20 protein-coding genes are annotated in these 23,982 nt (G+C 41.3%); 11 read left to right on the top strand and 9 right to left on the bottom strand.

Features of this window, described 5'->3' with window-relative positions; translation table 11 throughout:
• Window positions 1–92 precede the first annotated feature (92 nt).
• Together BMX50_RS14990 and BMX50_RS14985 are read right to left on the bottom strand one after the other, a co-directional pair.
• Window positions 93–2,027 carry an LTA synthase family protein gene (locus BMX50_RS14990; RefSeq protein ID WP_091211349.1) on the bottom strand — a complete coding sequence of 645 codons (1,935 nt, stop codon included), beginning with the start codon at window positions 2,025–2,027 and terminating at the stop codon, window positions 93–95.
• A 243-nt stretch (window positions 2,028–2,270) separates the two neighbouring features.
• Window positions 2,271–2,873 carry a KilA-N domain-containing protein gene (locus BMX50_RS14985; protein ID WP_091211348.1) on the bottom strand — a complete coding sequence of 201 codons (603 nt, stop codon included), beginning with the start codon at window positions 2,871–2,873 and terminating at the stop codon, window positions 2,271–2,273.
• A 173-nt stretch (window positions 2,874–3,046) separates the two neighbouring features.
• Here BMX50_RS14985 and BMX50_RS14980 point away from each other — a divergent pair, with 173 nt between their 5' ends.
• Complete coding sequence (locus BMX50_RS14980) at window positions 3,047–3,445, top strand: ribosomal maturation YjgA family protein (protein ID WP_091211347.1); 399 nt, start codon at window positions 3,047–3,049, stop codon at window positions 3,443–3,445.
• Window position 3,446: 1 nt separating this feature from the next.
• Window positions 3,447–4,217 carry an oxygenase MpaB family protein gene (locus tag BMX50_RS14975; RefSeq protein ID WP_091211346.1) on the top strand — a complete coding sequence of 257 codons (771 nt, stop codon included), beginning with the start codon at window positions 3,447–3,449 and terminating at the stop codon, window positions 4,215–4,217.
• Between the two features lie 11 nt (window positions 4,218–4,228).
• On the opposite strand, the gene BMX50_RS14970 is transcribed toward BMX50_RS14975, so the two are convergent.
• Entirely contained in the window at window positions 4,229–4,801 is a 573-nt protein-coding gene (locus BMX50_RS14970) for a sugar O-acetyltransferase (RefSeq protein ID WP_244281002.1), read from the bottom strand.
• Between the two features lie 201 nt (window positions 4,802–5,002).
• On the opposite strand from BMX50_RS14970, the gene BMX50_RS34750 reads away from it, so the two are divergent.
• Window positions 5,003–5,437 carry a hypothetical protein gene (locus BMX50_RS34750; protein WP_091211345.1) on the top strand — a complete coding sequence of 145 codons (435 nt, stop codon included), beginning with the start codon at window positions 5,003–5,005 and terminating at the stop codon, window positions 5,435–5,437.
• 73 nt (window positions 5,438–5,510) lie between these two features.
• Here BMX50_RS34750 and BMX50_RS14960 read toward each other — a convergent pair whose 3' ends face one another.
• Complete coding sequence (locus BMX50_RS14960; RefSeq protein WP_091211344.1) at window positions 5,511–6,059, bottom strand: fasciclin domain-containing protein; 549 nt, start codon at window positions 6,057–6,059, stop codon at window positions 5,511–5,513.
• Window positions 6,060–6,296: 237 nt separating this feature from the next.
• On the opposite strand from BMX50_RS14960, the gene BMX50_RS14955 reads away from it, so the two are divergent.
• Window positions 6,297–6,527 (top strand): helix-turn-helix domain-containing protein, encoded by a 231-nt coding sequence (locus BMX50_RS14955; protein ID WP_091211343.1) that lies wholly within the window; start codon window positions 6,297–6,299, stop codon window positions 6,525–6,527.
• A 107-nt stretch (window positions 6,528–6,634) separates the two neighbouring features.
• A complete protein-coding gene (locus BMX50_RS14950) occupies window positions 6,635–7,027 on the top strand; it encodes a DoxX family membrane protein (RefSeq protein WP_091211342.1) in 393 nt (130 codons plus the stop codon).
• Window positions 7,028–7,038: 11 nt separating this feature from the next.
• Here the strand turns inward: BMX50_RS14950 and BMX50_RS14945 are convergent, their stop codons facing one another.
• Together BMX50_RS14945 and BMX50_RS14940 are read right to left on the bottom strand one after the other, a co-directional pair.
• Window positions 7,039–7,650: a TetR/AcrR family transcriptional regulator gene (locus BMX50_RS14945; RefSeq protein WP_091211341.1), complete on the bottom strand. Its 612-nt coding sequence runs from the start codon at window positions 7,648–7,650 to the stop codon at window positions 7,039–7,041.
• 55 nt (window positions 7,651–7,705) lie between these two features.
• Entirely contained in the window at window positions 7,706–9,253 is a 1,548-nt protein-coding gene (locus BMX50_RS14940) for a DHA2 family efflux MFS transporter permease subunit (RefSeq protein ID WP_091211340.1), read from the bottom strand.
• Between the two features lie 518 nt (window positions 9,254–9,771).
• Here BMX50_RS14940 and BMX50_RS14935 point away from each other — a divergent pair.
• The 4 genes from BMX50_RS14935 to BMX50_RS14920 all read left to right on the top strand — a co-directional run bounded on the left by BMX50_RS14935 (window position 9,772) and on the right by BMX50_RS14920 (window position 14,342).
• On the top strand, window positions 9,772–11,331 hold the full coding sequence (locus tag BMX50_RS14935; RefSeq protein ID WP_143065183.1) for a hypothetical protein: 1,560 nt from the start codon (window positions 9,772–9,774) through the stop codon (window positions 11,329–11,331).
• A 27-nt stretch (window positions 11,332–11,358) separates the two neighbouring features.
• Window positions 11,359–11,724 (top strand): hypothetical protein, encoded by a 366-nt coding sequence (locus BMX50_RS14930; RefSeq protein WP_091211338.1) that lies wholly within the window; start codon window positions 11,359–11,361, stop codon window positions 11,722–11,724.
• Between the two features lie 13 nt (window positions 11,725–11,737).
• Window positions 11,738–12,445: a hypothetical protein gene (locus BMX50_RS14925; RefSeq protein WP_143065182.1), complete on the top strand. Its 708-nt coding sequence runs from the start codon at window positions 11,738–11,740 to the stop codon at window positions 12,443–12,445.
• A gap of 202 nt (window positions 12,446–12,647) precedes the next feature.
• Complete coding sequence (locus BMX50_RS14920) at window positions 12,648–14,342, top strand: hypothetical protein (RefSeq protein WP_208864718.1); 1,695 nt, start codon at window positions 12,648–12,650, stop codon at window positions 14,340–14,342.
• On the opposite strand, the gene BMX50_RS14915 is transcribed toward BMX50_RS14920, so the two are convergent.
• The 3 genes from BMX50_RS14915 to BMX50_RS14905 form a co-directional block, all read right to left on the bottom strand.
• A complete protein-coding gene (locus BMX50_RS14915) occupies window positions 14,339–14,707 on the bottom strand; it encodes a VOC family protein (protein WP_091211336.1) in 369 nt (122 codons plus the stop codon). The two genes, BMX50_RS14920 and BMX50_RS14915, sit on opposite strands and share 4 nt — an antisense overlap.
• Before the next feature lie 124 nt (window positions 14,708–14,831).
• Window positions 14,832–17,510, bottom strand: coding sequence for a DUF7133 domain-containing protein (locus tag BMX50_RS14910; RefSeq protein WP_091211335.1), 2,679 nt, complete (start codon window positions 17,508–17,510; stop codon window positions 14,832–14,834).
• Window positions 17,511–17,557: 47 nt separating this feature from the next.
• Window positions 17,558–18,415, bottom strand: a complete 858-nt coding sequence (locus BMX50_RS14905; protein WP_208864717.1) for a 3-keto-disaccharide hydrolase — start codon at window positions 18,413–18,415, stop codon at window positions 17,558–17,560.
• 355 nt (window positions 18,416–18,770) lie between these two features.
• On the opposite strand from BMX50_RS14905, the gene BMX50_RS14900 reads away from it, so the two are divergent.
• Together BMX50_RS14900 and BMX50_RS14895 are read left to right on the top strand one after the other, a co-directional pair.
• Window positions 18,771–22,856, top strand: coding sequence for a hybrid sensor histidine kinase/response regulator transcription factor (locus BMX50_RS14900; protein WP_091211334.1), 4,086 nt, complete (start codon window positions 18,771–18,773; stop codon window positions 22,854–22,856).
• A 192-nt stretch (window positions 22,857–23,048) separates the two neighbouring features.
• A complete protein-coding gene (locus BMX50_RS14895) occupies window positions 23,049–23,900 on the top strand; it encodes a glycoside hydrolase family 16 protein (RefSeq protein WP_091211333.1) in 852 nt (283 codons plus the stop codon).
• The last annotated feature ends 82 nt before the right edge of the window (window positions 23,901–23,982 follow it).

The raw sequence follows: 23,982 nt of genomic DNA, 5'->3' as shown, positions 1-23,982 counted from the left end.
AGGGCATTGTTGAAAAGTTGGGATGGTGTGGATTATGTAGCAAATAAGTGCGCCTGCCGCACAGATTAGTCGTATCCGTTTCTATCGAATCCCTACTTCGCCACAAGCTTCCCGTTCACAATCCTATCCGTATAATCCTGTATCAGTGCCTTACAATCCTGCATGCCTTTTTGCATTTCGGCGTTTGGCTGTGCAGTCATCAGGTTTTTCTCCAGGCCTTTATCAGCCACTGCGAAAATGCCGGTGAAGTTTTTACCATCAAACAGGTAGGTGTAATTACCCTGCATAAACTGATAGATATTTCCTGTTGAATTGATCACTTTGGGCTGCTCATCGGGTTGGTTACTCACCAAACTTCTGCCCCATGACCTAAAGGGTTTGTTATAACCAATCAAATCCACCACCGTTGGGTAAATATCCATTTGCGACGCCAGATCGGTACGTACGCCTTTCAAATTATATGCGCTGTTGGCACTGTAAAACAGGATAGGCACCGCAAAGCGGTTAACCTGTTTACTATATTCAGGATAATAAGTCTGACTGGTATGATCGGCAGTGATCACAAAAATGGTATTACTAAACCATGGCTGCGTTTTAGCGTAATTGAAAAAGATCCTTAAAGAGTTATCAGTATACTGAACGCATTTATCAATAGCCAGCGGACCGCCTTTAAACCTCGCTTTATATTTTTCGGGCAGTTGATACGGATCATGCGATGACAGTGTGAACAGCGTAGCCATAAAAGGCTGCTTTTGATCTGTCAGCGCGCGTGCCATGAACGGGAAAAAATGTTCGTCCCAAATCCCCCAGATCCCGTCAAAATCTTTATCATCGTTATATTCGGTACGGCCATAATAATGCTGATAACCTAAAATACTGCCAAAGCCCTGAAAGCCCATCGATCCGTTGGCTGCCCCATGAAAGAATGAGGTTTGATACCCCATACTATCACAAACCGACACTACCGACTGGATCTTTTGCTTGGCATACGGTGATGAGGTAAAAGCATTTTGAAACGACGGGATCCCCGCTATTACCGACGATACAGCATGAATAGATTGCCGGCCGGTTGCATAAGCGTTGGTAAATATAAGGCTGCTGTTAGATAACGAATCTAAAAAAGGGGTATATGATTTAAAGCCCGGTATATTAACATCGCGGTTCATGCTACCCCAATACTCGCGGGCCATACTTTCCAGTATAATGATCACCACATTGGGCTTAGCAACCGGTTTGGTGCTATATTGTTTTATAGGTTTTATATTGGTGTTGATGTAAGCCTCGTCCACCCAATGCTGAAGCTTGTAATTATTGGTTCCCAGCGTCCGGAAAACAGCGAAAGGGGTATTCAGCACAATATCGCCCTGGTTAGGTACAGTGATGTGCTTGTAGGCATCAACCATATTGATGGGCCGCGTACTATGCGCAAAATCGCCCCGGATGCCTCCGATAACCAGTGTAAGGATCAGCAGGAAAGATACTATCGACGACAGAAAATACACTTTCTTATCTGTTACAATAGCCGGTTTTAGCTTTACGCGTTTATACAGCCAGATCCAGCAGACTGCGCACAGTATAAATATGATGATCACATACCAGTAAGCCTCAGAAAAATGGGTAAACAACAGTTTCTTGTTATTTTCATCGGCCAACACATCAAGCGTTGCCTTGGTTGAGCGTACCTGGCTAAAGCGATAATAAATGATATCAACAAAGTTGGTAGCGTAAGCAAGTAAGTTGGTAACAAAGTACAGGATAGCCATACCTTTTTGAAACGCCGGCCGCGTATTCACAGTTAAGGGCAAAACGCTGAGCAGGATAAACAAGCTGTTGATATACAGTAAAGCCGTGGTGTCAAAAGCCATACCATAATAACAAAGCTTAAGCAAAGCCCAAACGCTATCAACCGCAAACAGGTGCGTGTTGAACGCGAAGAACAAAACCCTTGCAATAAAATAGAACAAATACCCCAAAAAAAGCCTGTATAAAAGTACTTTATATTCGGCCAACCTCAATTTACTTTCCATGAAAAACACGTTGCTTTAGTTTCCCAAAAGGCTTGACCGGCAGGAATTGATCAAACCTAATTTACCCCGGGGAGCTAATAAAAAGCGAAAGTAAAAAAAATAGGATAACAATTATTTAATACTAAATCAACAACGATTTAATGACATTAGGTTAGCAAACTGGAGTTAAGAAGATTGTAGGAAGAAGAAAAGTAAAAAGTATAGCGGAGAAAGCATGGGGCCTTCCCCGCAAAACGATGATAGTTAAATGGCCTTTAATTGCCTGTACTGCCTTAAAGTAGCCTGATTATTCCTTTTGATCCTGTAAGGCAGCTTTTTCAATTTTTCCTGCAATAGCATATACGACTGAAAATCTGAATTACCCTGTAATTTTTTTACGAGTTTTTCCAATTGATCTTCAAATTTCACAATCTGTTTATAGGCTTCATTATTATCACGCAAATTGGGCAAAAACTCCCTTATGGTACTGTAAACCCAAACCTCAAATTTAGGGTTTAGCCAGCCCGCAAATTTCAATGCCAGGATCTCGCACATCCACAAACCGTCTATCTTGTTTACAAATATCATCGATTCCAGATCGGCCTGATTATCTGCATAACTGCGCTCTTCATTCGTTTCATTAAAAGGCAAGGGCAAATTTTTCAATTCTTCTATAAAATCTTTGGTTTGCTTCAACTTTAAAAACTCGGCCGGATTTTTTCCGAATATTTTGCCCATCTCTGTGGCGTTTATCATCAAATCCTTATCGCTTATATCAAACTCAATAACCTGATTATTAAATTCAAACTCAAAAACTGCGTTTACCATATCCCTGCTTAAATTAAAATACAAGTATAGCTGTTGCATTTTAAAAACTATAAAAATTAGCAATTAAGTTTTAAACAACCTAAAAAGTCCACAAAAGTTAGCAGCACAAATAAAAGCTACCTCTTCCCAGGTGATAAAAAGTTACATTCATTTGTTGCGGGCATAAAAACATTTATTAACTTTGAAATACAAAGTACTTTTACATATCCCAAATGAAATTAAATAAATCATACGCCATATTAACTTTACTACTTTTTATAATTGAAGTATTCATCGGCATGTATATGCATGATGATCTCATTCGCCCTTTTGGCGGTGATCTTTTAGTGGTTATCCTTATTTATTGCTTTGTAAAATGCTTAATTGATATACCCTGGCCTGTGGCAGCCATCGGTACACTGATCTTTTCTTACATAGTCGAAATATCCCAGCACTTTACCCTGCTTAAACATCTTGGTTTACAAAACTCAAAACTGGCTGCTATACTGCTTGGGCAATCATTTTCATGGGGAGATATGCTTTGTTATACCGCAGGCATATTTATAGTAATAATCGCCGAACTGTTTTATAATAAGGCCAAAAACAACTTATCAAAAGCTAACATTATATAGTATGGAACTTTTTGTAGATGAACATTCGATAGTGCGCAGGATTTGGGGCAAGGCAGATACCATCCTGTTCATTTTTGCAGGCGCAGCAGCTGAATTTGCTTTAAATAAGGCTGTCGACTGGCTCTATTTCACGGGAAAACTTCCGGCCGATCCTTTAGCGCGATTGTTTAGCACCGTAGCTTATTCCCGGCAGATCCTCTTTTCGGAGCGCGAAGCGGCCTTAAAGGCCATCGATAAGATAACTGCCATACACAAAAACGTTGAAACAACCCGCGGTTCCCAAATACCCGACTGGGCTTATCGTGATGTACTGTTTCTTCTGATCGATCTGTCTATCCGGTCATATGAATTATTGGAAAAACCACTCAGCATTGCTGAAAAAACTGAGGTATTTAATGTGTTTTATAACGTTGGTGATCGAATGCAGTTAAAACGCCTGCCAATAAATTATGACCACTACCTGCAGATGCGACAGGATCATCTTGAGCATAACCTTATTAACAGCGCCTTTACTGCCGATTTATATCGTCAGTACAAAAAGCACCTTGGTTTTACCCGTTACCAGATCCTGAAACAAGCGCAACTATTAACCGTCCCCACGCAGGTAAGCCAACAACTACCGCTGGGCAAAACCGCCTGGCTTTGGCCTGTATTAAAAATATATAAGGTCACAAAAAATCTCAGACCAGCAAAATTTTTTAGGGATGCCCTTCTTCCCCCACAATACAAAGTCCAGATCCAGGGAATGGATCAACCTTTTGTTTTCGGTTGATCTTAGCCCGATCAAAGAGATTTGATCACCCGGCATGGATTGCCTACAGCTACAACATTGGCCGGAATATCTTTAGTTACCACACTTCCCGCACCTATAGTAGTGTTATCGCCAATAGTAACCCCAGGGCATACAATTGCACCACCGCCCAGCCATACGTTATTGCCGATTGTGATAGGAGCTGCATACTCAGGCCCTTTGATGCGCTCGGCAGCTATTACCGGGTGATAAGCTGTATAAAGCTGCACATTAGGTGCCAGGAACACATTGTCGCCAAAAGTAACAGGGGCACAATCCAATATGATGCAGTTAAAATTCAAAAACAAATTATCGCCGGCTGTTATATTAAAGCCATAATCACAGTAAAATGGTGATTGAATATCTATATTGCCCTTAAAATCCCCTAACAATTGCCTTAGCAGTGCGGTCTTGGTTTCCTTATCATCATAGCCGGCGGCATTATATTGCGTAAATAACTGGCGGGCTTTTGAACGGGCAGCAACAAGTTCGGCATCCCCGGCATTATATAGCTCGCCGGATATCATTTTTTCAAGTTCGGTCATAGGTGGTGTATGTTGATTCATAGGTGGTGTATGTTGATGTTAGTCACAAATATAAGGGCTCGATATAAACCCGCAATAAACTACCTATTTACAAACCGGGGAACAGCATTCTTTCATGCGCCTGGCTTCAACTACGGTTAGCACTGATTTATAAATTTTAAAACTATTACGACAAATGAAAGTTATATTAATAGTTAACTTTTCATAAATAAAACGAAAAATATGAAAAATTTAAGATTAGCAGCCGCAGCTATTGCCCTGTCATTAGCCGGCTCATTTGCCTTAGCAAACGACCACAAGCCTCACAATAATGGCGCAACTGTATCACAGTATACAATGCAAACAGATACCGTACCGGGTAAAAATAAAAAGAAACCAAAAACACCGGTACCAACGCCGACGCCTACCCCTGCTCCTACGCCAACACCTACTCCTACTCCGACACCAACGGAACCAAATCGAGTACCGATGCCGGTGCCAACGCCTACACCGGCCCCGACACCAACTCCAACCCCTAACCCTTCGCCAACACCTAATACCCCTAACCCGGTACCGCAGCCAAATACACCAAACATTCCCGCGCCGGCACCAACACCAAGCCCTACACCTAATCCATCGAGCCCAACAACACCAACCAATCCGGTGCCTACCCATTAAGTACAACACCAAAACAAAACAGCCCGGTGCTTTTAAGCAACCGGGCTGTTTTATTATATCCCCTCAATTTTAATTAATTTGGCATCAGTACCGTATTAACTACGTGGATTACACCATTTTTCTGAAATACATCGGCAATAGTAATCCATGATTTGCCACCCTTCTCATCAACAAGATATAGCTTTTTGCCCTGAGCCATAACGGTAAGTGTGCCACCTGCAACTGTTTTCAATTCCGCTTTGCCTTTTCCTGCTTTAACCTTAGCCCACAGCTCTGCCGAACTTAACCTGCCCGCTACAACGTGATAAGTAAGAATTTTGGTCAGCATTTGCTTATTCTCCGGTTTCAACAGGGTTGGAACAGTCTCTTTCGGCAATTTGTCGAATGCTTCGTTGGTTGGAGCAAAAACAGTGAACGGGCCGTCGCCTTTCAAAGTTTCAACAAGCCCCGCAGCTTTAACGGCAGCTACAAGTGTGGTGTGGTCTTTTGAATTTACCGCGTTATCGATAATATCTTTAGTTGGGTACATAGCTGCGCCGCCTACCATTTTGGTTTGAGCGTTAGCTTTAGGAGCTATTGCAAAAGTTACTAATGCAATGGCTGCGATGATCATCTTTTTCATATGTTATTGCTTTAATTGTTTGGAAGAAGCTACGGAGCATAACACAAGGCAGATTTAAGCCGCGATCAACAACAATACAACAACCTCAATACCAGTATTTTAACCACACCCTGATTTAGAGTAAGGCTATTATTAAATTATATTAAACAACCTAAGTGTTTATTCGCCATATCCCCCAATCCGAAGCATTCATGATTACGTTTATCCATTAAACAACCAATCAACTTAAAGAAAAATATGCTCACTGAAAAACTTATAGCTAATAGGATCCGAGCCGTTAGGGAAGAAAAAAATTACACCCAGTTTTACGTTGCCTACAAACTCAAAGTATCGCAAAACACATTCAGCAAAATAGAGCTGGGCAACGTTAAGCTTACCCTTGCCAGGCTCATTGAAATAGCAAAGGTTTTGGATGTTGACCTTGTAGATTTTTTAAAGGAGGAACACCTGTACATTATTGCCCGTTAATACTATCCGAACTCTTTTTCCCCGATTTGTTTATATCGCTTGTAATATTTTCAAAGTATTAGTTTGATCACTAATTTTCGATAAATTCAACCCGGTTATAAACAATCATGAAAACTACAACACTTATATGCCGGGTATTACTCGGCTCACTTTACCTGATATTCGGTCTCGATTATTTTTTACATTTTATTCCTTATCAGCCGCTGCATACCGGTAAAGCAGGTGCATTCATAGCCGGGCTTAAAGGCACAGGCTATTTTTATCCGATGCAAAAGGTGATACAAATAGTGGGTGGGCTATCGTTGATGTTTAATCGTTACGCACCGTTTTCGGCAGTGGTATTGTTCCCCATCAGTTTAAATGTACTGTTGTTCCATACATTTTTGGTACCATCGGGCTGGCTTATGGGGGTTACACTTGTTGTACCTAACCTGCTGCTGGGTTATGCCTACCGCAAATATTACAGCGGCATGTTTACTATGAAGGCCGTTGGGGAATAGAGGTCGATATTCTACACGCCCTTCAAGGCCTGCGCTATCCAGATCGGGATCAGCTTCTTTCTTTCCTTTATCATCGTTGTAAATTCGGCGGCATCAAAATAGCCGGCCTCCAGTTGCCGCGGTCGTACAAGAAAGGGAAAAACGATCATTCCGGCAATATTCCACATCAGGTTAACAGGATGAAATTTCATGACGCCATCGGCTTGCAATGCGTAAAGCTGTTTGGCAAAAACAGAATCAGTTAGCGTTTTAATTTTTTCGACCATAGGCAAGGTGGTTTGCCCGGCAAGCACCTCGTTCACCATAAAAAATGGAAAATCGGGGTTTTCCAAAAGCTGGTCGATATAGTATCCTACACAAATCTCTATTTTTTCGATGGCTGAAGAAGACTCATCATTTAAAACAGGTTCAATTTTATCGAAAAGCTTTTTTATAGTTTCGTCCATGATAAACGCAAAAAGATTCTCCTTGCTGCGGAAATAATAGTTAACCGACGCCACATTGGTATTAGCCTCGGTAGCTATATCGCGTACGGTAGTTGCCAGGAAGCCTTTTTTAGTAAAGATGCGCCTGGCTGCACTCAATATTTTTTCTTCGGTTGTTGTTTCGGCGGTTATAGTCATGGATGATATATCTTTCAAATTTAGTCATTCAAAAACATATATCATCCGCGACTGATTAATGTGTATCAGCTACAGCCTTTTGCCCTTTTACAATCGGCGCTAAAAATATCAGCGGAATGGCAGCCAGCATCACCCAACCAACCACAATGTAAGCGTCATTATAACTTAGTAGTGTGCTTTGCTTGTTTACAGTACCGTCAATAGCAGCGTACGCCATTTTTGAAGCGTCAAAAAATGATTTCCCCTTAGCCATAAACCCGTGCAGCAGCGCGTTATATCTGTCGGTAAAATAATTGTTATACGGATTAATATTACTTAACAGGTTATTACGGTGCGTTGCCACGCGGATATGGATCAGCGTATTTAAACCGGCTATCCCAAACGAGCCGCCCAACTGCCGCATCATATTGTTCAGACCGGTGCCCTGCCCTATTTCAGCCCCCTTTAAACCGCCGATGGCAATGGTAGTAAGCGGTACAAAAAGAAGTGATAAACCAATACCCCTGATGGCTAAAGGCCAAAAGAAATCGCCGGTGCCCGATGCCAGTGTCGAGCCGCTCATAAACCAGGAGAAAACGAAGAACAATATCATACCGCCTACAGCCATAAATTGTGCAGGCAGCCCTTTGTTAAGCATAATCCCTACAAAAGGCATCATCATAATAGTAAACAAACCGCCGGGCAGCAGGATCTCGCCGGTTTGTTGGGCCGAAAACCCCAGCAGGTTTTGACAAAAAACCGGAAAAACAAATTGGGACCCGTACAAGCCAACTCCCAGTATAAACGAGGTAACCATCCCGGCAGAAAAACTCCGGTGCCTCATAATTTTGAAATTAACAATAGGATGGTCGGTACTTAACTCGCGCCATAAAAAAAGCAGCAAACCAATAACCGCTGTACATGTGAGTACTATAATATATGTAGTGGCAAACCAATCTTCATCCTCCCCTTTCTCCAATATGGTTTGCAAACTGCCTACCGTAATGGCCAGTAAAACAATGCCCCACCAGTCAATAGGTTTATCCCGCCCATCACGAGACGTTACTTTTACATACATCACCGTAAAGATCGAAGCCAGGATGCCTACCGGTATATTCACGTAAAAAATCCAGCGCCAGGCGGCATGGTCTGTTATGTAACCGCCAATGGTAGGCCCTATGGTTGGGCCCACAACTGCACCTAATCCAAACAATGCAGTAGCTGTACCCAACTGTTCTGCCGGCCATGTTTCAATCAGGATGGCTTGTGATGTTGAAAGTAAACCGCCACCTGCTAAGCCCTGCAAAATCCTGAAGCCAACAAGTTCGGTCAGGCTACTGGCGTTGCCGCATAAAAATGAAGCGATGGTAAACACAATGATGGAAGTTAAAAAGTAGTTTTTGCGCCCGAAAAAACTACTCAGCCAACCCGACATGGGCAAAATGATAACGTTTGCTACGCTATACCCTGTTACAACCCAGGCGGCATCAGTTATTGTAGCCCCCAGGTTACCCTGAATTTGAGGAATGGAAACGTTAACTATGGTGGTATCTATTAATTCTAACAATGAAGCAATAATTACCGTGATGGTAATTATCCACTTTTTAAATCCTGACTCGGCCATTTGATAAAAGTTTTATGTCTTAAATAATGGCACAAAATTAATCAATCGTTTGATTAAAACATTTGTTTAAAATAAATGTATAAATTATTACGATGGAGTGACAAGCCTATTTTAATTCGATGTAAAGGGAAATCAATCTATATTCTAAAACAGTTAACGCTTTGATATACCCTTTGACTGATTAGGTAAAGAAAACTGAATCCATTATTCGCCATAAAAAGCGCAGTAGTTTTAAAAAACAATGAGTTTTTAACCGATAGCCAGCAGGTGTTTTCACTGTGGAAAAATACCGTGAAAATACCCGTTTTTTTTGCTGCTATTTTATATTATCTTTATCATAAACCCTTTACTTTATAACAAAAAACACATCTGTTTTGATTTCAAAACACACATACAATTCTGAATATCAAATAATTAATTTTATTAACCCTGTGTTTATATTAATTACCAAGGGTAAATTTTCTTTCGCGAATTATATATAAGAATAAATATTAACTATGGCTTTAAAATATACAAAAATGAGACCTGTCTTATTATTTTTAATCCTGCTTTGCTTTGGCCGGATGGATACTTGGGCTCAAGATCCTGACAAAAACAACGCAACTCCGGATACAACCGCGCCAGTAACACCTGTGGCAACAGTCAACCCAACCAGCCCGGCGGCTGATGACAGGAATTATGATAAAATTCCTGTTACCTATGATATGAGTACAGGCACTTTTGACAGGGTATTACCCTTTGACAGGCCTTTTATGTTTTATTTTAAAGGAATACCTGCCAATGTATCTTATATTGAAATCGTACTAATCAAAGACAATCTAAAACCATTCAAAAAGCCAAAGCCGGGAACTTACGGCCCCAATGACCTGGACGTTTATGCAGTTAAACTAAAATCAGATAGGTGGGAACGGCCTGACGGCGCAGTAGGAGCAAATATCAACGAGTGTAAAGTACGCAGCAGGTGGAAAATGCTGCCCAACACGTCTTATTCGGTTGATATTATTACCGGGATCAAATCAACCTTAACCAGTGCTCAAAAAAGCGACTTGAAAGCAAAATTACAGGCAAGCTTGAAGGTTTCAGGATTGATCACTACTTTGGCACGCACCGGTTTAGCAGGCACGTTTGATGCCAATGCACTCATTAACCAAAAAAATACCGAAAGCCGGCAAGTGCTTAGCGAAGCCGTGAAAGATGTTAACCCTAACTATGACTTAAGTGGCCTCGATCCTGCTAAAGCTACAATAACTGTTCAGAACCTCTTAAGTAATTTTCAGCTTATGATGAATGCAACAGACAAATTGTTTGATATGACCACGGCCCCCTCATATGCTGCAACACATGCAAAAATCGTTAACCTTCAAACAGCTTTAAAAACTACCATAAACTGGGGTGTTATAACAAAAGATGATGCAGAGTATAAAACAATAGTACAATCGTTAAAAACCATTAACGATGCAATTGCTGCCGACGATGGCAACAAGGCTATTTTCACGCAAAAAACTGCTGATATCCAAAGCAAGCTTGATAATGTGCCCAATTTGAGAGATGCTATTTCCAAGCAGTTTATTGAAGATGTGATCCTGCCTAATACTTATATTTATTTACGGCAAAACGATACTTATGTAGACGATTTTCAAAAAAATGCCAAGTTGTATGTAAATCTGGATGTAGGCTATGCCTATGTAGGCCGAATGGACCGAGGGCTCGCTTATTCGGGCTTTAATATCTATTTCCGTCCGATAGACAGATCTGTGCCTTTATCGCAATATGATTCATTTGGAGATTGGCTGGCGGTACGTTCGTCTCTCCTTATCGGCATAACGCTGGCTTCGGTTGAACAGGATAACGTCAGGAAAGGTTTCATCGGTAATAAAGGACTCATGCTCGGTTACGGATTTAAGCTGATTTCATTTTTCAAAATCAATGCCGGAACTATGGTAAATTACCGCTACAACAATAATCCCCTGCTTAGCACAGACCATTATCATACTTCCCTTAGTCCATTTGTATCTTTTTCAATAGATCTGGATGCTAAATCATTATTATCAGGTATCGGAGATTCGATTTTCAAATAAATCATTAATCAAAAAAAAATTAATATTATGAGTGTTTCAATCGGTAACCTCGCTTTAGATCCGCAGCAAATTCATGCAGGGACAACTTCGGTAAATTTAACTTATGAAGGATTTGTAACCAAAGCATCCGATAACGATGTTGATCTCACCTTCAGTATTTGCCCGAATGATACCAACATTTTTATAGTCGATGATAAGGGAAAAAACGTTAAATCCATTTCATACTCGCAAACATTTAAAGTGGGTGCCCCTCCCGGAGATTTGAGCAAATCCATAAAATTTATCGTATTAAATGCGCCTGCACAACCGGTAATTTGTGTAGTTGAGCTTGTTGCTACAACTGCCAACGGAACAGATAGTGATAAAGCCTCTGGTAACATCTCATATTCCTAAAACCAAGCAAACAATGAAACGATTATTTTTATTAGCGGCATATTTACTATTGTTATGTACCTGTAAAAAAGATGATGACGCATATTCTGTCGGAAATGCCGATGGGCCGAAGCTTTCTGACATTATCAGGATCACCAGTTTAAGCACTGTAACTCCCGAAGCTGATACGGTAAGTACCAGCGTTATCGGGCTGCACATTAATGCCGAAAGCGCCTCCTCAAACCGAACCATTACCATGAGTACCACCCTTGGAAATTTTTTAAACGGGAATAAGACAATGACCGTTACGGCAGATGCCGCAGGGAATGCCCAGGCAGTTGTTCGTTCGCCACTTGCCGGAGACGCTCAGATAACCGCAACGGTCAAATCAATCAGCATTGATACCGTGATACATTTTAAGCCGGCCCTTCCCGACGATATGCTCTTAACTGCCGATAATTATAACAGCGACACTTCAACAAGTTTTAACCTTACAGCCGCTATTTCGCGAAACCCTGGCAGAGGACTACCATCTGATCCGCAAAAAATTTGGTTTACCATAACCCCAGGTGCCGGCAGTGGAGGATTGGTATATCCTGCGTTTGCAAATACAGCAGGGCATACCACTACAATAGCGGTTACCAATCCATTCAAAGTGAGCGGCACATTTAAGATTGAAGCAAAAACATTAAATGATAAAGCCGATACAATCCGCAAAAACCTTACAATCGTTATCAAATAATATACAAATACTCATGGTAGAATAATACAAAAATTGGCAACGTTTATATTAGATTCCTTTTTCAAATTCAATTTCGTATGTAAAAGACAGATAAGGACAGTAGATTTTATTGTTATAAATAGCTTAGCTTACCAGTATAAGCTTTATATCAAAGCAGGGTAATTGCCACTCCTGTTTAAATGCACTTACGCTATCCATCTCAATGAAAAACCTACGCAGTAATTTCCGCTTCATTATTACCAGCATTTGTTGCATCTGTGTGCTATGTTACCTCCCCTCCTATAGTCAAACTTTTCCGACTAAAGAACCGTCAACGCCACGGATCGTTAACATCGTCAACTTCATCCGCCTGCTTGAACCGCGGGATTCGGCTATTACTGAAGATGTGTTATACCAAACTGTGGTGAAACAGGTGGAGATCATGAAAAAGTATAAACTTGGCGGTACTTTTCTGTTGCAGTATGATGCACTGATCGATCCGCGGTATCAAAAGTTACTGAAAGCTTTACCCCGTACTTCATTCGAAATTGGCGCATGGTGGGAAATTCCTCAACCCCAGGTTGAAAAAGCCGGCCTCAAATGGCGGGGCCGTTATCCGTGGGACTGGCGCGCAAACATCGGCTTCTCTACCGGTTATACACCTAAAGAGCGTGAAAAGCTGATAGATGTTTACATGACCGACTTTAAAAAAGTATTCGGTTATTATCCCAAATCGGTTGCGTCATGGTTTATTGACAGCTACAGTCTGAAGTATATGTATCAAAAATACCACATTGTAGCATCAGCCAATTGTAAGGACCAGTACGGCACAGACGGCTATACCTTATGGGGTGGTTACTGGAACCAGGCTTACTATCCCAGCAAGATCAACTCATACATGCCCGCCCAAAATGCAGCCAACCAAATTCCGGTACCTATTTTCAGGATGCTGGGCAGCGATCCGATAAGACAGTATGATAATGGCCTCGGCACAACACGCCAGGGTGTGGTGACCTTAGAGCCTGTTTACAAATTTGGAGGCGGCGATGCCGAATGGGTAAACTGGTTTTTCAAATCGTTTACAGAGGATAAAGCACTTGGCTTCAATTATACCCAGGCTGGCCAGGAAAATTCCTTTACCTGGGATGCCATGGATAAGGGCTTCGAAATCCAGATGCCATTGATAGCCCGGTTAAGAGATGAGCACAAGATCAGGGTAGAAACCATGGAAACCTCGGGCCTCTGGTTTAAAAAACAATATAAAGTTACCCCGGCAACATCATTCACGGTAAGCCATGACCTTGGCGAAAGTAATTTAAAAACCGTATGGTTTAACAGCCGCTTTTATAGGGTTAACCTGTTATGGGAAAATGGCAATCTCCGCATCCGCGATCTTCATCTTTTTGATGAAAACTTCCCATCCGTTTATACCAAACAGGTAGCAACCTCAAATGAATGTACATTCTTCACCCTACCGGTAATAGACGGCTATATCTGGAGCAAGCCCGGTCAGATAGCAGGATTAAGGCTTAAAGCATTAGTTAACGGCAAAGAAATTCCTTTAACAGGTAAAGATCCCGTTTATACCCATCCAACAGCGGAAAGTCTTCACATATCGTGGCCACTCACATCGTTTAAAGGTACTTTTGAAATCGACCTGAATGAAAAACAGCTATCAATAAAACTGGTAAGTACGCAGGTTGATAACTGGTATTTTGATATGACCACAGCTTCCGGGGTGAAACTGCCTTTTGAAACTATCAGAAATAAACAAATTAACTGCAGTTTTGAAGGAACTCCGTACGTTTTCAAAGCCACCAAAGGGATATTCTCCCAACCGTGGAACGGAATACTATTTCGACTAAAACCGCAGGCTAATACAATTGCTTTTAACCTTTCATCAATCAAAAAGAATTAAGGCTTAGAAAATTCGCCAAAATGCCAGAGGATCCCGGACGGGTCATGCAAAAAACATTCCCTCCCCCATTGCTCTACACGGATGGGGGTTAATTTTACACCTGCATATTTTGAAGGCAGATCTAAAGCCAGCAATCCGTTCCAGTACCTGGCAACGTCATCAACTTCCAGAAACAACATCGTATTATCTACCCAATCTTTAACATAGGCGTTTTGAAGATAAAATGCAAGCTGCCCGGTCTTAAACACCGACATATTAGCATCCAATACAACTTCTTCAAAACCCAGTTCGCGATAAAAACTGCGTGAAGTTTCAAAATCCCTGGCACCGATGAATGGCCTGAGCGATACAGCTTTGTGTTGCATATTACTGGTTTTAAATTCAAACCGGTAACCTGCCTAAACGGAAGTCAGGTTACCGGTTAATTAAATACTAAGATACTTTATGTCCACTGATTCCCAAACAATCACTTCACCTTAGCCTCCCGGATCAATTTTTTTGCTGAGATAAAAAAGTAACCAGTGAAGCAAACTCATCAAATGATAATGCATTAGCAAGGCCCACAGGCATCATGGATGTTTTCAATTCCTTACGGGTAAGTATATCGCTTGATTTAATGGTAAATACATCCCCGGTGATGTTTCTCATCACTATTTTCTGGGCCGACTCGTCCGTAATAAATCCCATATAGTTTTTGTTGCCTTTAGCTGTTATCATCACAGTGGCAAATCCCTGCGAAATAGAAGCGCTCGGTTTTAAAATGGATTCGGCGATCTGCTGACGGTTCATGATCGAGCCGATCTGCCCCATAAACGGACCTTTTAGCTTTTCGCCCCGGGTAAGGCTATGGCAGGCAACACAACCTTGCCGTGTAAAGAGCGCTCTCCCTATTTTGGGATCTCCTTTAACTTTGGCCAACATCAACATCACATCCTCGATTGACGTATTGCCTATCTGTCCTTTTTTATTCAGGATTTTTGCCAAATCCACTTTAGCTTCTTTTGGCGCAGTACTTTTTTCTTCTCCTCCAAATGCTGTAATACCCATTTGATGCCGCTCGTTCAAATCAGCAAAAAACTGTTTACCTGCAGCACCTGATTTGCTTCGCTCCAGTGTCAGGAACTTTTCGATACGTGGTGAAGCATCCCAGGTGATCCCTTTGTAAATAGGGCCATGTGAATCTGGCCGGGTTCCCCACCACCATGATGCATCGTAAGGTGCTTCCTGCTTGTAAAGGCGGGCAAGTGTTACCAGTATCTGTTTTTTTGTTTTAGGATCTTTAACTTTTGGATAAGCAGCAATTAAACCATTTACTGCTTTAGTATCATACATATAACGTAATGCCCATAATGCCAATGTTGAATTGGTTGTACCGATTGCACTAACACATGCATCAACCGCATTCATACTTACAAGTGCCCTTACAGCCAGGTGAGGCAATATTATAGCCGAATTTGGAGTTGCATGCGGGCCCTCTGTATTTTTAGCGGGCGCTACAAAACTTGCAGGTACTTTGGTTTTCAGCAATTCGGAAGCCGCCTCTAAACGTCCCAGACGTCCCAGGCCTATAATTGCAGCAGCCTGCACGCGCGGCGACGGATCTTTTAAACCGCTTAAAAAAGGAGCGATCGGTACCTGTGCTATTCCCTCTTTCCTATCGGTTAACTCACGCAACGCAAATTCCCTCAAAGCGTCATCCTGAGCAAGTTGTACAAGGTTAGATATTCCACTTTCCCTGGCAATTTGAGCGTAAGTAAAAACGCCTGCTACCCTTGCGTATAATGGCGCTCCCTTGTCCGACGCTATTGCCAAAGCTGCCCTGGCGCTTTCATCTGCCGGTCTTGCAATAAGCTCTTGTGAAGCATTTAATCTTGCAACGGCACTTTCTGATTTTAACATACCGGCTAAATCAGCTACAGACATCGCTTTAACATCAGGAAAAGCTTTATATGTCCATCCGTTAGGTATCGCCCTGATAACATAGCCTTTTGACGCACTGCCTGAATATCCGGCGCCATCCCAGGCCGAAAGGTAAAGTCTTCCCGAACCATCCACGTCAAGGTCAGTAATCTGTGGTAATTCAATAAATGGTTCTTCGGCTTGTGTAAAGCTGGCTCCATCCGGTTTTACCCGGTTTATATAAAGCTCGCTTCGGCCCCAGTCGGCGGTCATGGGTACATGATTATATTGCGCCGGCCAGGTAGGTTCATCCATAAACAGCGAGCCTGTGCCCGAACCGCCCCCCAAATCAACCAGTGCAGGCAAAATCTCGTCAGTAAAATGCTGAAAAAGCAAGGGGTAACCATATTCGCCAGATTGGATGTGATGCGAAAAACGAATGTTCCAGCCACCGCCATCATTGGTATTATCACGGGTAAATACGTTCATATACGAATCAATGGCAACATCATAAATATTACGCGTACCATGCGTATAAACCTCCATTTCTTTACCATTTGGCCTCACCCTTATGATGCCGCCACCAAGCATGGTCAGTTTTTTGCCATCGCGGTCTGTTGCATCATGAAAACCAAAATCACCTACTGCTATATAGATCCATCCGTCAATGCCCATACGGATGCCATTGGTTGCGTGGTCTGTACCGCGTTCGGCCAGCATATGTGCATTGCTTAAATGTTCAATAAGTGGTTTTGGCGGGCCATCGGCTATGCCGTCATGATCTTTATCTTCAAAAACTTCGAGGATCATACCATTTGCTTTACCGGTTTCTTTTGAAAAAACGGTATGAAGCACAAAAACCTGATCGCCCATAATGAGAATGCCCCGCGGATCGTCAACATCGGCAAAATCTGTATGCTTATCTAACTTGCCATCGTTATCGCTGTCTATAAGTTTAACTATTCGCCCTTTCCCCGGGTCTTTACCCAATGAGCCAATCATATCAACCCCAACAAATACCTCACCGGTAGCAGCCACGGCCAAACAAGCCGGACTTGGTGTAAGATCAGGCCCTGCAAACCTGGTAATTGTAAAACCTGCAGGCCAATGAAGCGAATCGCTTTTAGAATGATTTAAACCTTGCCTTACAGTTGAAGCTAAAACATTGCTTTTAGCCGGCTTTGTTTCATTATTGCCGGTATTTGCAAAATATTTGAAGGTTAATAAAAAGGAGATACAGAGAAATAGGGATAGGGAAAACTTTAACATTGTTTTTTATTGGTTATAGGTCAAATTTAAAATTGCTTGGGATATTTTCATTGTTTAGGGATCCTCTTTTCGGCCGTTAGTTGCTGTATTACCGCGGCTAATTGCTGAGGATCATGTGCATATTTTTCAAGGTTAACAATTTCTACCTTTCTAAACTCAACGGGATGGCTTTCGCTCTGTAAAGAAATTGTACCGCTCTTTAACAGCGCACCCTCTTCTGCTCCGCCAACCGGATCCAATTGCGGGCGCTGATAGCGCAGCACTTCCTCGCCGTTTACGTAATGTACCACCAACGAATCGCCCAGCACTAAAGCCTCTACCCTAACCCATTGATCGCCATGAAAGGTTGCCGACTTTGAATCAAGGCAATGGCTTTTAACAACCGAGTTATCAAGCACATACTGCGTTCCGGGAGTACACACATTGGCTGTTGGCCTCTTATCTTTACCGTTACCACCCAGCAACTGCACTTCAATTGATACCGGAAAATCCTGATCGAGCCCCATTGTTTTAGGGTCCTGACCATGTATCATAACCCCGCTGTTACGGTATGCCCATCCGGGCCCGTCTTTTACCTGGTTGCCTGTAAAACGGTACTCAACACCGATAAGGTAATATGAAAAAGGTTTTTTGTAAAATAAATGTCCAAACTGTTCATCAAATTTTTCATACTGATCATAATTCACCTGGATTTTATGATCAACAACCCTAAAAGTGTTGCCAAAATTTTCATTTAACTGATGCTTCCTGATCTTAACAGTCCAGTCCTTTAAATCCTTTCCGTTAAAAAGCTGTTCCCATTTCACTTTTAATTTCGGGTCGGGGCTTTTAAGCGCCAATAACATTGGCAGGCCCGATAAAAATACAATATTCAGTATCGAAAAAAAGAGTCCACGTTTTTTCATAGCAGGTTATTTTGATATGTAACTATAAGTTTACTGTTCCAAAAAGAAAAAGGCAGGTTGATATGCAGGCCCAATTGGTTGTTAAATCAAAAATGCAATAATAGAATCAGAAAAAAGGGGGGCAAAGCCTTAAATTTAAGGGGGTAAAATAAATTGCTATTCAAACAACACAGCTACTTATCAGTTAGTATATAAACAATTAGCCTATGACCCTATACCCTTACTCTTATCAACAGCCTCACCTTGCATCAGCCCGCCCCTCCGTTTGTAACATTATCGTTCGGAGCGAAAAACACAATCCTTTTGCAGATGATTTTGATATTTTTACCTACCAATTATTAACTAATAATTCATAATGTATTGCAGGATAAATACTGTTTTAAATCCGAAAATATACTTTAGTTTCCTGTTCCTTTTTATTTATCTAAATGCTTTTAGCTTTACCACCGGCCAGCCTGTACGGTACCTTGGTATTGAAAACGGCTTATCAAATAATGCAGTCACCTCCCTGTACCAGGACCAATATGGTTTTATTTGGATGGGCACTTATGACGGCTTAAACCGCTACGATAGTAATGAATTTAAGATCTACAGAAATGAGTGGAATAACAATAAATCGCTCCCATACAATCACATCAGCGCGTTAAACGGCGTTGGCAATAAAATACTTATAGGTACCCAGCGCGGCCTTGTTTTTTACAACTACCAGGACTCCTATTTCTATCCGGAATATTTCCAGGAACACAACAGCAATATCCGGTTTAAGATAACTTCAAACATCAATGTTATTGTAACCGATAAGGAAAACAACGTGTACATCGGAACTGATGAACTTGGGTTATTGAGATATGACAAAACCAGGAAGCTATACCTTCAAACGGGTATCAATAAACAATATAATTACAGCGTTAAGGCAATATCTCCAACCCTTGCAGGTGTTTGGGTGTTTATAAAAAACCAGGGACTTGGTTTTTATGATCCAAAATCTGAACGCATAAATATCATTAATAATCAGCTCAATAGTGCCAGTTGCCTGCTTACGGATAAAGCGGGCAATGTTTGGATTGGTACAGAAAACGGTTTGTTTATATTTAACATTAAAACGCAAACCATCAACAGGTTTCATGCTCCCATTGATAAACTTACCAGCGACAACATATCCAACCTAACCCTCGACGAAAAAGGTAATATATGGATAGCCACAGACGGCGGAGGCATTGATATTTTAAATACAAATAATGGCAAACTAACTTTCATTACAAACGGTAATAAAGAAGGCTCTTTGCGGAGCGGGGCTGTTACTACCGTTTTTCATGACCGGGAATCAAGAAAATGGATTGCAACCCTTCGTGGAGGGGTTAGCGTTGTTGATTATTTTAAAAAGCCATTCGCACTGTATAACAATGATCCGTTCAACAAAAACAGTGTGATCAACAACTTCATTCTTTCCTTTTGCGAAGATGAAAAGCATAACCTTTGGATAGGTACCGATGGCGGCGGGCTTTCTTACTGGGATATTAAAAACAATGTTTTTACAGGCTATACCCATGCATCAACCGGCGGGGGCCTTAGCTCTGATTTTATTGTGAGTATCCTGAAAACATTCGACAATAAAATATGGGTAGCATCCTTTAACGGTGGTATTGATGAGTTTAATAAAGCCACCGGGCAATTTAAGCACTACAATTGCTACAACACATCAACCCAAACCACCGATAAAAACCTTTGGAAGCTTTATGAAGATTCGCGCCGTCATTTATGGGCAAGTACCACACGGGGCGGCCCGTTATATTTATACAACCGCAAAAAAGACCTATTTGAACTATTTGATGAAAAGCTGGTTAACATACACTGCGTATTTGAAGATAAGAACAGGACATTGTGGGCAGGTAATTATACCCGGCTTATAAAAATTGATACTGTCAGGAAAAAACATCGTTTTTTTGATGTTGGTTATGGTATAAGAGCAATTGCCGACGATAATTCAAATCATTTGTGGATAGGAACCGAAGGCGGCGGCTTATTGAAATTTGACATTAAGGATATGAGTTATGTGAGGTATACCAAAGCCGATGGCTTGCCGAGTAATTCAATCCTGAATATTCTCATCGACAATAAACAAAACTTATGGTGCAGTACTTATAACGGCCTAACCAGGTTTTCCCCAACCCAAAACAGGTTTACAAACTACATAGTTTCCGACGGCTTGCAAAGCCTCCAGTTTAATTACAATGCGGCTATCAGGATGCAATCGGGGAATATGGCATTTGGAGGGATCAATGGGTTTAATATTTTTAATCCCGATAGCATCGAGGTCACAGATCATCACCCTGACCTTCGCATTACGGGTTTAAAAGTTGACAATTCAGACGACGACGATTCCAGCGAGCTGTTAAAAAATCAAGCTGTTGCCGATCTTAAAACAATTAAGCTTAATTATTCGCAGGCTGCACTCACTGTCCACTACACAGCCCTTGAGTATTCATTTCCTGATAAAATTAATTATGCATACTATCTTGAGGGTTGGGACCACAGGTGGAATTACGTTGGCAAAACCCAATCGGCCAATTACACCCATTTAGACGAAGGTAGCTATACACTCAGGATCAAAGCAACTGATACAAAGGGAAACTGGATGCCGAAACAGATAAGTATCCAGGTTGTCGTGTTTCCGCCGTGGTACAGAACCTGGTGGGCATACGGGGTGTACCTGGCTGTTTTTTTCGGACTGATATACCTTTATTTCCTTTACCGCGATAAGCAAACAAAGCTTAAATTTGAGGTTAACCTGGCCAACTTAAAAGTTGAAAAGGAAAAGGAACTGAATGAAAAAAAACTCGCCTTTTTTACCAACGTTTCGCATGAGTTCAGAACCCCTCTCACCCTTATCATTAACCCCATTAAAGACTTGTTGGATAAAAACAGAAGCCATTCGGATGAGCTCAATATTGTGTACCGGAATGCCCGCCGCTTATTGGGGCTGGTTGATCACCTGCTGCTGTTTCGTAAAACTGAAACCGAAAATGCACAACTAAATATCAGCGAGATAAATTTTGCGCGCGTTTGTGAGGAGGTATTTTCATGCTTTGCTCACCAGGCTAAAATTAAAAAGCTGAACTATACAATTGAAACATCGAGCCCCAATATTGCTGCATTTGCCGATATAGAGAAAATTGAAATCTCATTATTCAACCTGATCTCCAACGCTATTAAGTTTACGCCAAATTATGGTACCATCAAAGTTTTGGTAGAGGAAGACGACACAAACATTTACTTTAAAATAACGGACAATGGCATTGGTATCAGCACTGAAACCGGCGACAAACTGTTTGATAAGTTTTACCAGGTAAAAGATAATAATTACTTTAAAAAAGGGTTCGGCATTGGTTTATACCTGGTTAAGGTGTTTACTGATTGCCACAAGGGTACAATAAATTATATAAATAATAAAAGCGGCGGAACCACTTTTACTTTAAAGCTGCTAAAGGGGCTAAAACACTTTTCGCCAGAGGAAATAAATGTTGTAGCAACTCCTGATTACAATTTTGTGAATGACCTTATAGATCATGACAGCAAAGACCTTGTGGAACCCCATAATGAACTGCAGAAACTTGAACTCTTTAGCCAGGAAAAGCACACTATTGTTGTTATTGATGATAATGAGCAGATAAGAGCATATATCAAAAAGATATTTTTTGCCGATTATATAGTCCTCGAGGCAAAAGATGGCACAATTGGTCTTGAGTTGATTAAAAAGTACATCCCCGACCTTGTCATCAGTGACATTGTTATGGATGGGATAAACGGGTTGGATTTGTGTAAAATGATTATGGAAGATACGGCCATAAAACACATCCCTGTGATTCTGCTCACCGGCGATACCACGCCCGATATCATGGTAAAAAGCCTTGAACAGGGCGCGATTGACTTTTTGCGAAAACCATTTGATAAAGAAGTGCTTACAGCCAGGGTTAAAAGCGTACTGAGGAATAAAACCAAACTTCAGCAATACTTTTATAAAGAAGTTACCAGGGAAAACATCACCATTAATATTTCGCGGGAAAATAAAGACCTGCTCAACAACTGTATTGCTGTTATTGAGCAAAATTTAAACAGCGATAATTTTGATGTTTATGCCCTGGCCGATGCCATCGGCATTAGCTACCCAACATTGTTTAAGAGGATCAAAAGTACTACTGGGCAATCTATCAATAACTTTATCAGGTTTATTCGCCTGCGTAAAGCTGCCGAACTCCTGATCCAAACTAATTGTAATATCAATGAGGCCGCAATACAGGTAGGTATCAGCGATATAAAATATTTCAGGGAGCAATTCAATAAACAATTTGGTGTCAACCCTTCCGAATTTATTAAGAAACACCGCGCTAATTTCCAGGTTTCATACCGTTTAAATGAGTTTGAAAAACCTACGGTAAATTAAATACCTGTTTTGTTATATCAGGTTGGGCGGTAAAAAGTCCGGTAGTTCATTAAAAAAAGCATCAAATGGATTAAACCAAATTTCCCCCCCTTAAATTTATAGGTTTGCCCCTGCATTGTGCTTTAAAATATACCTTATTTTGTTTCAATACTACTCAACCTCACATTTTAAACCTATAACTATTTCTTTGTTATGATCACCAAAATAATCACTGCTGCGCTGCTCATATTTGTTCCATTTGCTGGTAAATGCCAGCAGGATACAGTGGGCGGCTATAAATTGATTTGGGCAGATGAATTTAACAGCAACGGGCCACCCAATCAGGATAATTGGGGATTTGAATCCGGATTTGTACGTAATAACGAAGATCAATGGTACCAGGAACAAAATGCAGTTTGCCGCGGTGGTAAACTGGTCATTGAAGCACAGCGGGTGCATCTGCCAAATCCGGGATACGTGCCAAACAGTACCAATTGGAAGCAGAAAAGGCAATTTATAGATTACACCTCATCGAGTATTAATACCAGGAACAAGCACAGTTTTCAATATGGCCGGTTCGTTATGCGTGCCAGGATTACTACCGATGCCGGACTGTGGCCGGCTTTCTGGACTCTGGGTATCGAAAAGCCCTGGCCATCTAACGGAGAAATCGACATTATGGAATACTACCGGAACAAGCTTTTAGCCAACATTGCCTGTGGTACAGAGGTCCCCTATAAAGCCAAATGGTATAGCAACGCAAAACCGCTGAACACCTTTAAAACCAACTGGAGCAAAAAATTTCATACCTGGCGCATGGATTGGGATAAAACCTCAATTAGTTTATATGTGGACGACCTTTTACTTAACCGTGTGGACCTGAAAGATTTGGTTAACCAGGATGGCACTCAATTTAATCCGTTTATGCAGCCTCATTACATATTGCTTAACCTTGCAATAGGAGGCGACAATGGCGGCGACCCATCTGTCACAAAATTTCCTAAACGGTTTGAAGTTGATTATGTACGCGTGTATCAGAAAGAACAAAACCCTGGAGAATACTAAATTTCGTTTACTGCTGTTTAAAACTTGTCATGCCTACATTATTCCGGGACGAAAACGACAATTAAAGACAATCTTGTGTTAA

The sequence above is a fragment of the Mucilaginibacter gossypiicola genome (assembly GCF_900110105.1).
GTDB classification, from domain to species: Bacteria; Bacteroidota; Bacteroidia; order Sphingobacteriales; family Sphingobacteriaceae; genus Mucilaginibacter; species Mucilaginibacter gossypiicola.
Note: the sequence above shows the minus strand (reverse complement) of the source record. Positions and strands in the feature narration are given on the sequence as shown.